The 12,748-nt window shown below is 59.6% G+C and carries 2 protein-coding genes and 1 pseudogene; all 3 read left to right on the top strand.

Annotated features, from left to right (window positions below; all coding sequences use genetic code 11):
- Positions 1-328 precede the first annotated feature (328 nt).
- Positions 329-2,040: pseudogene (locus ACP7CZ_RS15260) on the top strand (ShlB/FhaC/HecB family hemolysin secretion/activation protein).
- 30 nt (positions 2,041-2,070) lie between these two features.
- Entirely contained in the window at positions 2,071-12,300 is a 10,230-nt protein-coding gene (locus ACP7CZ_RS15255; protein ID WP_294363351.1) for a filamentous hemagglutinin N-terminal domain-containing protein, read from the top strand.
- Positions 12,297-12,539, top strand: coding sequence for a hypothetical protein (locus tag ACP7CZ_RS15250; protein ID WP_054897997.1), 243 nt, complete (start codon positions 12,297-12,299; stop codon positions 12,537-12,539). The genes ACP7CZ_RS15255 and ACP7CZ_RS15250 overlap by 4 nt, the downstream gene beginning before the upstream one ends.
- Positions 12,540-12,748: the final 209 nt, after the last annotated feature.

Raw genomic sequence — 12,748 nt, 5'->3', positions numbered from 1 at the left:
TTGGCCTGCCCGAGTCGACGTTGGGTCAACGTCTGCGCAAATTTCCGTTGTCGTTCAAAAATTCCTTAAATTCAAATATTCATATGCGGACCGGTGCTGACCCAATAGTCCGGGCGTTCGTGTGGGTGCTCAATGTGTATCAAATCTGATACCGCTGGTCGGAAAACAACCAATAACTTCAAGCAATATCCATTCTTATTCGATTATTTTCTTTATTAGTCAGCTAGTTACTGTTTTTTTAGGGCGTTACCCAAAGGTGGGTCAGATTATTGGCGAGAAAGGCGGTCGATGTTAGTTTGCCACCCTTCGTAAATTCGATGGATCGAACATGAATTCCCAACCGCCACGGACTCGGTATTCACTGAGCATTGCCCTGCTTGTCTGCCTCGCCTCCCCCAGCGTGATGGCGGCAACCCTTCCGGGTGATCAGGACCTGATCCGCGACCGGCAAAACCGCCTGTTGGAAGATCAGCAACGCCGCCTTGAACAACTCAAGGAACTGCCCGGCAAAGAGGCCAGGCCCGAAGCGCCAGCAGCCCCGGTGGACAGCCGTTGCTTCCCGATCCAAACCATTGAACTCCAGGGGGCCGACCACCTGCCTGCCCCTGAACGCGAGCGTCTGCTCAAACCGTACACCGGTCAATGCCTGGGCGTCTCACAACTCAACGCCCTGCTCAAAGACCTCACCGACTTCTACATCGACAAAGGCCTGATGACGAGTCGCGCCTACTTGCCGCAACAGGACATGTCCAAGGGGCATCTGCAAGTGCTGGTGGTGGAGGGCAAACTCGAAGGCTTGAAGGGCGCCGACAACAGCAAGTTGACGGACCGCGAGCTGGCCATGGCCTTTCCCGGCAAAAGCGGCGAGATATTGAACCTGCGAGAAATCGAGCAGGCCGTCGACCAACTCAATCGCTTGCCGTCCAATCAGCCCAAATGGAGCTGACCCCGGGCGAGGCCGTGGGCGGCAGCTCGGTATTGGTCAAAAACAACCCGCAAAAGCCATGGCGCGCCAGCCTTTCACGTAACAACGATGGCCAGAAAAGCACCGGCGAACAGCAGTGGGGCACCGGCTTTGAGTGGGACAGCCCACTGGGCCTGGCCGATCAGCTGATTCTGCGTGGCGGCCATGACGCGGTCAGCGACCATCAGAAAACCTCCAAGAATGCGATGCTCTACTACAACGTGCCCTGGGGCTGGTGGAACTTCAGCTACAGCTACAACCAGAGCGACTACCGTTCGGTCGTCCAGGGCGACGGTTTCGACTTCAAGCAAACCGGTGACAGTGAAAACCATCAGTTACGCGCTGAGCGGGTGATCCACCGTGATGCCGTGAGCAAGACGTCGCTCAACGTCGGCCTGTCCCACCTGCGCACCAACAACTACATCGATAGCAGCCGCCTCAAAGAGAGCAGCAACCGCCTCAGTGAACTGCAGTTGGGCATCAACCATGGTCGTCGTATCGGCAGTGCGTTCGTCAACGTCGATGTGGGCATGCAAAACGGCACCGGCGCCTTCGACGCCCAAGGCAATCACAACCCCCTGCCTGGCGTGCCGGATGCGCGCTACCGCAAGTACACCGCCACCGTCAGCTACCTGCAACCCTTCACGCTGTGGGGCGAGTCGTTCAGTTTTACCAGCCTGGCCACCGGCCAACGCAGCGAAGACGTGCTGTTCAGCCCCCAGCGCATGAGCCTCGGCGGCTCGGCGTCGGTACGCGGCTACAAGGATCAGCAACTGACCGGCGACAGCGGCGGTTACTGGCGCAATGACCTGCGCTGGAGCCGCCCGGTGACCCTCGGTTGGCTGCGCCCGGTGTTCGGCGAGTACGGTGCCAGCGTGGGCTACGACCAGGGCGTGATCCGCAATGGTCGCTACAACGGCGAAGTGCACGGCCGCGTCTCGAGCAACTCCCTTGAGCTGTTCGCCCGCGGCCAACACGTGAGCACCAGCGTGACCTTTGCCCACTCCCTGGAACGACCGGCCGCGCTGCTTGAGCGCGAAGCACCGATCTACATCCGCATGGATTTCTTCCTGTAATTCAACGCCCAGTTGCAACGAGAATTTGAAATGGATGTTCGCCAATTTGCCTTCCTGGTTCGCCAGCCTTCTGCTGCCCTGAAAAGCCGTGACGCGTTCCTGGGCCTGCCCAAACGTGGCGTGGCGCTGATCCTGGCCAACGCGCTGTTCTGGCAACCGCTGCTGGCCCAGGCCGAAGGCATCGTGGTCAGCGCGCCGGGCACCACGGTCGGCCAGGCGGGCAATGGCGTGCCGGTGGTAAACATCGCCGCCCCCAATGGCAGTGGCCTGTCCCACAACCAGTTCAAGGACTACAACGTCGGCGCCAACGGCGTGATACTCAACAACGCCACCGACCGTACCCAATCGACGCAACTGGGCGGCATCATCCTCGGCAACCCGAACCTGCAAGGCCGCGCCGCCAACATCATTCTCAACGAAGTCAACGGCGGCAGTCCCAGCCAACTGCGCGGCTACACCGAAGTGGCGGGCCAGTCGGCCAAGGTCATCGTCGCCAACCCCTATGGCATTACTTGCAGCGGCTGCGGCTTCATCAACACCCCCAACGTCACCCTGACCACCGGCAAACCGATACTCGACGCAAGCGGCCAACTGCAACGTTACCAGGTTGATGGCGGCGCCGTGACCATCGACGGCCAGGGCTTGAACGCCGATAACGTCGACCGCTTTGAAATCATCACCCGCTCGGCCAGGATTAACGCACAGATCAATGCGCGCAACTTGAGTGTGGTTGCCGGGCGCAATGACGTCGATGCTAAAAGCCTGCAAGCCACTGCCCGCGCCGACGACGGCAGCGCTAAGCCCGAGCTCGCGATTGATTCGACGGCGTTGGGTGGGATGTATGCCGGGGCGATCAAACTGGTGGGCACCGAGGCCGGGGTGGGCGTGAAGCTCGACGGTACGTTAATGGCCAGTGGCGGTGATATTCAGCTCGATGCCACTGGACGACTGAGTTTGGCTAATGCCAAAGCCAGCGAAGCGGTGGTGATCAAGGCCGGTCAATTGGACGCTGCGGGTGCGGTGTATGCCGGCACGCGAGTCGATGTACAAACCACGACAGGCCTGAGCAACCAGAAAAGCCTGGCGGCCCGCGACAGCATCACCGTGACCAGCGGTGGGGCGCTGGTCAACAGCGGCATCATCGAAGCCGGTGTCAACGCCGATGAAAGCCGCAATGCCGGTGGCGATGTCAGTCTGCGCGCGGCAAACCTGAGCAATAGCGGCAGCGTGGTTGCCAGCCGAACCCTTACCGCCACGGCCAACCAAACCTTGAACAATCAAGGCGGCACTCTGAGCGGTACCACCGCCGTGATTAACGCCGGTCAACTCGACAACCGTGGCGGTCGTGTACTGGGTAAGGACTCGCTCAAGGTCACGGCCACCGGTCTGGATAACCGCACCAACGGTCTGCTGCACAGTGAAAACAGCACCGACGTTACGGTGACCGCTGCGCTGGATAACCAGAACGGTCGCGTGATCGGCCTCAAGAACCTGACGCTCAACGCTGGCCAACTGACTAACGATAACGGCCTGGTCGCCAGCCAGGCGCAGGCCCGTGTAACCGCAGGGCAACTGAGTAACCAGGCGGGTGAAATTTCTGCCAGCCACACAACCGTGATTGCCACGAACCTGGATAACCGTTCAGGCAAATTGCTGGGCAGCAACCTCAACGTAACCGCCAGCGGTGCCATCGATAACCGCCTGGGGATTTTCTCTGCGTCCAGCCTGACAGTACAGGCGGCCAGCCTCGATAACCGCGACAAAGGTTCCATCGCCGCCCAAGGCGTGATGAACCTGACCGTCGCCGGGCTGCTGGACAATCGCAATGAAGGCAACCTCGTCAGCCAGGGGGCTCAACAAATAACCGCAGGGCAGTTGAACAACAGCCAGGGCGGCCTGGTGTCCAGCAAAACCACCCTGGCGTTGCACGGCGACAGCCTGATCAACCAGGGTGGCCTGGTCATTGCCGACGGCGCGCTGACCCTCACCGGCGGCGATCTGGATAACAGCCAAGCGGGCGTGATCAGCACCAAGGCCGCCGCGCACGTGCAACTGAACCAGTTGAACAACAGCAATGGCGGCAAGTTGGGCAGCGACGGCGCGCTGACCCTCAACGCCAACCAGCTCGAAAACGGCGCCGGTCGCATCAGCGCCAAGGGCGACCTGCAGGCAACCGTCGGTGTGCTCAATCAACAAGCGGGCGAACTCGTCAGCGACGGTGCGCTGAACCTGACCGGCGCGTCCCTGGATAACCGCAACGGCGGCCTTATCGCTGCCACCAACGGCGTGGACCTGCGCAGCCACACCATCCTCAACCAGCAAGGCGAGATCTCCAGCCAGGCCAAGGTGCTGGTGGTCGCCGATCAACTGAACAACACCACCGGCAAGGTCATCGGCGACAGCGGCCTGACGCTCACGGTGCAGCGCCTGCTCAACCAGAGCAACGGCTTGCTGGCGGGGCGTGAGAGCCTGGCATTGAATGGCGACCAACTGGATAACAGCCTGGGTGGCCGCGTTACCAGCCAAAAAGACCTGACCATTAGCCTGACCGGAGGCTTGCTCAACCAAGGGCAGGGCACGCTGCTGAGCGAGGGCGGACTGACCGTCAGGGCTGGCACCCTGGATAACAGCCGGGGCGGTATTCTTTCTGCGGCCAATGCGCTGTCGATCACCACCCAGGGCCAACTGAACAATCAGGCTGGCAAGCTGCTGGCCGATGGCACCGCCACGCTGGTCAGCACTGCGCTGAACAACAGCCAGGGCGGCGTGATCAGCGCCAAGCAACAGGTGGACGTGCGCAGCGCCGGCCTGGACAACAGCCAGCGCGGCAGCATCAGCAGTGACGCTGGCATCACCCTCAACGCAGGGCGACTGGATAACAGCCAACAAGGTTCGATCTTCGCCAAGTCCACGGTCAAGGCAACCCTGACCGGGCTGGACCAACATGATCGTGGCGAGCTGATCAGCAATACCAGCATCGACCTGGACTTGAGCCATGGGCAACTGATCAACCGTGACCACGGCCTGATCGCGACACCGGGCCAACTGCTGCTGAACAACCTGGGCACCGTCGACAACAGTCAGGGCGGTGAAATCTCCAGCACCCAATCATTCCTGTTGATGGCCGATGCGCTGAATAACCGCGGCGGTAAAGTCATCAGTGGCGACAGCCTGCAGGTACGTATCGCCAAGGCGCTGGATAACAGTGTGGAAGGTGTAGTGTCCGCCAAGAGCGTTCTGCAGGTGGCAGCCGACAGCCTGGACAACCAGGCCGGTGGCGCGCTCGCCAGCCGTGGTGCGCTGGACCTGAAGGTCACCGGCGTGCTGGATAACCATAACCAGGGGCAGATCTTTGCCGCTACGGTTTTGACGACCACCTCAGGCTCCTTGAACAACAGCGACAAGGGCAGCCTTTCGGCCGGCACGCTCCAGACGCTCAACACCGGCGCGCTGGACAATCACCAGGGCGGGCGAATCGTCAGCGATGGTAGCCAGACGGTCACCGCCGCCAATGTGGATAACCGCGCGGGTGTGATCGGCAGTCAACAGGCGTTGAACCTGACCACTGCCAACCTCGATAACACTGCCGGGTTGATCAACAGCCAGGCTGATTTGACCCTGACCGGGCAAACGGTCGACTCAAGCCTGGAAGGGGAAATCTCGGCCAAGGGCGACTTGAAACTCATCGTCCAACAGCTGATCCAGCGCCAGGGCCGCTTGATCGGCGAACGCGCCGTAACCCTCGATCTGCAAGGCGGCAATCTCGATAACAGCGCAGGCTTGATCAGCGCCAAAGGCCCGCTGACCTTCGCGCGCCTGGCTAACCTGACCAACCGAGAACAAGGCGAAATCTCCAGCCAGACGGCGTTCACCATCGCCGCCAAACGCATCGATAACGGTGATCGCGGGGTCATCCTCAGTGCCGATCAATTGCGCCTTGAAGCGGATACCGTGGTCAACACCAACAAGGGCTTGATCTCCGGCTGGAACGGTCTGACGGTGGTCGGCAATGGCCTCGACAACAGCGCCGAGGGCACGTTGTCGAGCAAGAGTGGCACCCTGCACACTGACCTCACCGGTGTATTGGATAACCACGCGGCCGGTGCCCTGGTTAGCATGGGCAAACAAACGCTCATCGCGGGCAGCCTGAACAATGATCAGGGGATCATCTCCGGCCAGGCCGATGTCGACCTCAACGTTGCCGGTCGCCTGGATAACAGCAACAACGGCCTGATTTCCGCAGCTCAACACCTGGGCTTCAATAATGCCCAGAGTCAAATTCTCAACCGTGGTGGGCGTATCAACGCCGCCAACATCACCTTTATCGGCGAGAGTCTCGACAACAGTGCTGGCCAACTGATCAGCCAGGGCACCTTGGACGGCACCCTCAGTGGCGCGCTGATCAATGCCAACAATGCGCGCCTGGCCAGTGGCGCAGCCCTGTTGCTGAACGCCGCCAGCCTGGGCAACCGAGGCGGCCAACTGGTCAGCCAGGATCGCCTTGACCTGACCCTCGCCAATGGCGACCTGGATAACAGCGCCAAAGGCACGCTTGCCAGCCAGAAAGACCTGGTGATCAAGCTGTTGGCCGGTGACGTTCAAAACCAGCAAGACGGCCTGATGTTCAGCCAGATGGGCAAGCTCGACCTTACCGCCCGCACCCTCACCAACGATCAAGGCACGCTGCAAAGCCAGACCGATAACCGCCTGCGCCTCAGCGGCGCCCTGAGTAACCAGGGCGGCCGCGTCGACAGCCTCAGTGGCAACCTGGACCTGGAAACCGCCAGTGTAGCCAACACGGCCGGTGGCGTACTCAACAGCAGCAAGGGCTGGGTCAAACTGGTCACTGGGTTGTTCACTAACAGCAACGGCATCACTCAGGCGCAGTCGCTGGATATCCAAGCCAAGGGCGGGCTGCTCAACCAAATGGGGCATTTATCCGCACTCGGCGGTGAAAGCCGCATCGTCACCACGACCTTCAATAACCAGGGCGGCGGTGTCTACGCCGATACCTTGCTCAAGGTCACTGCCCAGGCTTTCGATAACCAGGGCACGGCGGCCGTTAAGGGCGGCAAGGTCGGTGCACGCAATATCGACTTCGGCCTCACTGACGCCCTGAGCAATGGCTATGGCCTGATTGAAAGCGACGACGTCCTGCGCCTTGCTGCGCAAACCATCAACAACGTCGGCGGTAACCTGCGGGCCATGGGCCGTACGGGCACGACCGACATCGATGTTTCCGGCCTGTTCGATAACCGCTTCGGCGTGCTTGAAAGCGCCAACGAACACCTGAACCTGCAAGCCGCCGGCCTGGACAATAACGGCGGGCGCATCGTACACACCGGCACCGGTACGTTCGACCTGACCTCCGACCAAGTCACCCGGGCCGGCGGCAGCTTCGTCACCAACGGCCAGTTGGACATCAAGGCTGCCAGTTGGACCAACAGCAGCGTGATCCAGGCCGGGCGCCTGAACCTCGACATCGGCCAGTTCACCCAGACCGCCAGCGGCCAGTTGCTCGGTGCACAAAGCCTGATCGGCATTGGCAACACCTGGACCAACGACGGCCTTCTGGCCAGTGATGGCACCCTCAGTGTGACGCTCACCGGTGGCTACAGCGGCAACGGCCGCGTCAGCAGCCTGGGCAACATGAGCCTCACCAGCGCCAGCATGGACCTGGGCGAGAACGCCCGCATTGCCGGCGGCGCACTCAACCAGGTCACTAGCACGAGCCTGAATAACCACGGGCGCCTGACTGCCATCGGCGACCTGACAGTCAATGCCTCCACCCTGAACAACTACGGCACCCTGGGCGGCGCCGGAAAAGTCCGGCTGAACGCCACGCACCTGGTCAATGACAAGGGCTTGCTCTTCAGCGGCAACGACATGGCGTTGCGCGTCAATGATTTCAGCAACCGCTATGGCGACGTCTACAGCCTCGGCGCCCTGGACATCGCCCGGGATGATGCGAGCGCGCGCAGCAGCCTGATCGAGAACGTCTCCGGCAGCCTGGAAAGTGGCACCGGCATGCGCTTGCTGGCAGACACCCTGAGCAACCGTCGTGACCAGTTCACCACTGAAATGAAGCTGGTGTCGGGCAACCTCAATATCTATTGGAACGACTACTGCAAAGGCAAAGGCTGCGAGCTGTACTTCAACTCGGTGGAGAAATACGAAGATGTCATCACCGGCAGCTCGGCCTCTGCGTTCATCAACGCCGGTGGCGACCTGACTGTGGGCAGCCAGACCTTCGATAACCTTTACAGCTCGGTATCCGCCGCCGGGAATATCCTGATCAACACCGATGTGCTGACCAACCGCGGCGCGGCAGGCGGCGAAGAGCGTCACTTCAATTCCGGGCTCTATACCCGCGACCGTGGCATCTACAACACCTTCATGGAGCGCCAGAACCAGTTCAACATCTACAACAATCCCAACTCAGGCGACTACCGCCCGGGCCAGATGACGATGGACCAGGTCAGGGCAGGCGTTGGCAATTTCTATGAAAGCAGTAGCTATGTAGTGCCCACCACCGGCAGCGTGATTGCACAGGCGGTGATTCAGGCCGCAGGTGCGGTGACGGTCAATGCGACCTCCAGGATCGACAACAGCGTCATCCGCCCCAACGCTACCCACATCGACACCCCGGCGGCCAACCGCAACACCAACTCCGAGGTATTTGCCTCCACCGTCAAGCCGGCGATCACCGCACAGCTACCGCCAGATCTGGCCCAACGCCAGGTCAACCCGGTGACCTTGCCCGGCTTCAGTTTGCCGACCAGCCAGAACGGCCTGTTCCGTCTCAGCGGCCAGGCCGCGAAGGGTGGTGCAGCGGGTAACGCGGCTACCGGTAGCGGTGACTTCAGCGTGAGTGGACGTGTAATCAGCGCCGCCGAGCGCGAGAAAACCCTCGACTACACCGCCGTGCAAGAACGCGGTTTCAGCCTCGATGGCCAGCCCGTCAGCGGTGCAGTCAACGGCCAGGGCCCGCTGGCTCTGGACAGCCGTGCCCCATCAGTCACCCGCGTACAAGGCCTGCCGGAAATCACCCCGGTAGATAACAGCCACAAATACCTGATCGAAACCAACCCGGCGCTCACCGACCTCAAGCAGTTCATGAGCTCCGACTACCTGCTCGGCAAACTGGGCTACAACCCCGACGCCAGCTGGAAGCGCTTGGGCGACGGCCTGTACGAGCAACGCCTGATCCGCGAAGCCGTTGTGGCCCGTACCGGCCAACGCTACATCAACGGCCTTGCCAGTGATGACGCGCTGTTCCGCTACCTGATGGACAACGCCATCTCTTACAAGGACTCACTCAACCTGCAACTGGGCGTGTCCCTCACCGCCGAACAAGTCGCGGCACTGACCCACGACATCGTGTGGATGGAAGAAGCCGAGGTCAACGGCCAGAAAGTCCTCACCCCCGTGCTCTACCTGGCCCAGGCCAACAACCGCCTGGCCCCCAACGGCGCGCTGATCCAAGGCCAGGACGTGAGCCTGGTCACCGGCGGCGACCTGCACAACAGCGGCACCCTGCGTGCCACCAACAACCTGAACATGGTGGCCGGCAATATCGACAACAGCGGCCTGATGCAAGCCGGCAACCGCCTGGAAATGCTCGCCACCGACTCGATCCGCAACAGCCGTGGCGGCATCATCAATGGCCGCGACATCAGCGCCACCGCGGTGACCGGCGACATCATCAACGAGCGCACGGTCACCACCTTCAAGCAGGAAGGCCAGGGCTATCAACTGCGCAACGACGTGGCCAGCGAAGCCTCCCGCTTCGAAGCCACCGACACGTTCAAACTGAACGCCGGCCGCGACGTGCTCAACCTCGGCAGCAACCTCAAGGCCGGTGGCAACGCCAGCGTAACCGCAGGGCGCGACGTACTGATCGCCAGCCAGACCGAACAGGACGACTACGCCTACCAACGCCGCCGTATCAGCGGCACCGAGCAAACCATCCTGCAACACACCTCTGCCGTGGACGTGGGTGGCAACCTCGCCATCGACGCCCGCCGCGACATCGCCGTGGTCGCCAGCACCGTCAGCGCCGCCAAAGACCTCAGCGTCAAAGCCGGCGAAAACCTGACCCTGGCTGCTGCCGCCAACGAACAACACGACTACTCCAAAGGCAAAAAAGGCGGCACCAAAACCACCACCCAACTGGACGACGTCACCCAACAAAGCGCCGAACTCAAAGCCGGCGGCGACCTGATCGCCATCGCCGGCACCGACCTGACTTTGGTTGCCAGCAAGATCAGCGCAGGCAATGAAGCCTATGTGCATGCGGATAACGAACTGCAAATGCTGGCGGCGCAGGACAGTCATTACTCGCTGTATGACATGAGCAAGAAGGGCAATTGGGGCAGCAAGAAGACTCAGCGTGATGAAGTGACCGATGTGAAGAGTGTCGGGAGCGAGATCAAGACTGGGGGGGATCTGACACTGGAGAGTGGTGGGGATCAGAAGTATCAGGCGGCGAAGCTTGAGAGTGGTGGGGATATTGCGATTGTCAGTGGAGGGGCGGTGACGTTTGAGGCGGTGAAGGATCTGCATCAGGAGAGTCATGAGAAGAGCAATAACAATGCCTTCTGGGTGTCCTCCAAAGGCAAAGGCAACACCGACGAAACACTGCGCCAGACCCAGATGGTTGCCGAGGGCAACATCGCGATCAAGGCGGTGGAAGGCCTGAAGATCGACGTCAATCAGGTCAATCAACAGACCGTCAGCCAATCGATTGAGGCGATGGTCAAGGCCGATCCGCAACTGGCCTGGATTAAGGATGCAGAGGCTCGTGGGGATGTGGACTGGAGGCAGGTCAAGGAGATTCATGACAGCTTCAAGTACAGCAACTCAGGGTTGGGGCCTGCGTCGCAGATCATTATTGCGATTGTGATGGCGGCGGTGGTTGGGCCGTTGGCTGCGGGTGCGGCTGCCAGCGCAGGGGCGGGCGTTGGCGTGGCAGCTGGAGCTGGAGCAGTGGCTGCAGGAGCAGCGACCAACGCTACGGTCAGTGTCGTTAACAACCGTGGCAACTTGGGCGCGGTACTCAAGGACGTGACTTCTTCGGATGCGATGAAGGGGTATGTGATTGCTGGCGTCACGGCTGGCATGACCGCTGCATATTTTGGTGATTGGACGGGGACTCAAACAAACACAATCACTGGGAAAGTCACGACGCCAGGTCTACTGAATACATGGAGCGGTGTCGGTAAATTTGCCGCCAACCAGACGTTGCAAAGCGGCACATCCATGCTGCTGAGCAAGGCACTCGGGCAGGGCGGTAGCGCCAGCGATGCATTAAAAAGTGCGCTGTTCAATACGTTGGCGGCAGCTAGTTTCAATCTGGTGGGAAATTACACCCAAGGTGTAGTTGCCGATGGGTCGGCACCCAAGATTGCGATTCACGCGATGGTAGGTGGTTTGCTGGCTGAGGCTACGGGCGGCGATTTTAAAACCGGTGCGTTGGCAGCGGGGGCGAATGAGGCGCTGGTTACTCATCTGAATACGCTGGTTAACGGCAACGAAGAGTTGCTGACGATGAGTTCGCAGATCGTGGGTGTGTTGGCGGCTGCGGGGCAGAAAGATGCGGACGCTGCCAAGATCGAGAAAGGGGCTTGGGTTGCGCAAAACCTGACGCAATACAATTTTCTGGAGCATCTGCCACCAGGCTTAAGTGAATACGGATCAGCGGCGACTACTCTGGCAAAGGACATGCTGGAAAAAGGTGCCACTAACGACCAAATTGCCCAAGCACAGCTGGAGCTGGCCCAAGGACAAGGTTTTGAAGGGGTTCAACCGGCTAACGAGTTCGTCAAGGCTTGGGGCTATTTTATGGCCGGTGAACTCACAGGTGCTGGGCTGGCGGCAGTATTAGGTCGGCTTGTGATGGGAGGTGCAAAAGGATTGCCTTCCGCCCTGCAAAATTTCGGCGGCCGCACTTTCGATGATCTATCTGCCGCAGCTTCAAATCCTATCAATAAGGAAGGTCTGACAGAGGCTGCTAGGGCGCTCACAAAGCATGCTTCTGGCCAGCGAGCTACTGGAACGTTCCCAAAACTCACAGGTGGAATTGAAAAGCAAAATGCAACTGCACTCGGTATTATTGATGACGTTCTCAAGAATCCAAATTCAACATTCTCAAATTTGAGTCGCGGTGGGCTAGAGGTCCGGGCTCCCGATGGAAGAGGTCTGCGCTACAATAATGATGGCTCATTTTCTGGGTTTTTGGACCCTAAGGCGAAACCATGAAACTTGAAAGTAATTCGGATTTTGAAGTTCTGGGCTTTAGTGATAATCGCTATAAAAGGCTGACTGCGGAGATTCAATATAAAGGCGAACCAATTGCTCAAGTTAATCAGGATAAAGGGGTGGACGCTTTAGAGGTGGAGATCTTTGCTGACTTAAGTAGCGCGACTTTGAGAGTTCCATTCTCTGGTTTTTTTGAGGCGATGATTCTAGCGAAAGATTTCATTGTTGAGTCGGGGTGAGGCTAGAAGAAAAAATGGGGCAAATTTGAGCGTCACTTACTTGACAAGAAAAGGGGGCAGGTTTTTTGAGGTTTGGGCTTTGTGAAGATCTTGAGACGTAGCGGATGAGTCTCTGAAAAAATAAATCTGTCCATTTTTTTTCGTTCAATTACCTTACAAAGGTTCCACCGTTATCGGTCATGCACTATCGAAGCACGCGGGTAGAAATC

Source organism: Pseudomonas sp. DWP2-2 (genome assembly GCF_049897065.1).
GTDB classification, from domain to species: domain Bacteria; phylum Pseudomonadota; class Gammaproteobacteria; order Pseudomonadales; family Pseudomonadaceae; genus Aquipseudomonas; species Aquipseudomonas paracarnis.
This window is presented reverse-complemented; position numbering and strand designations above follow the sequence as displayed.

What these genes read in the sequence shown, in the direction of transcription:
- ACP7CZ_RS15250 (WP_054897997.1), top strand. Translation starts at nt 12,297, where the DNA reads ATGAAACTTGAAAGTAATTCGGATTTTGAAGTTCTGGGCTTTAGTGAT.
- ACP7CZ_RS15255 (WP_294363351.1), top strand. Translation starts at nt 2,071, where the DNA reads ATGGATGTTCGCCAATTTGCCTTCCTGGTTCGCCAGCCTTCTGCTGCC.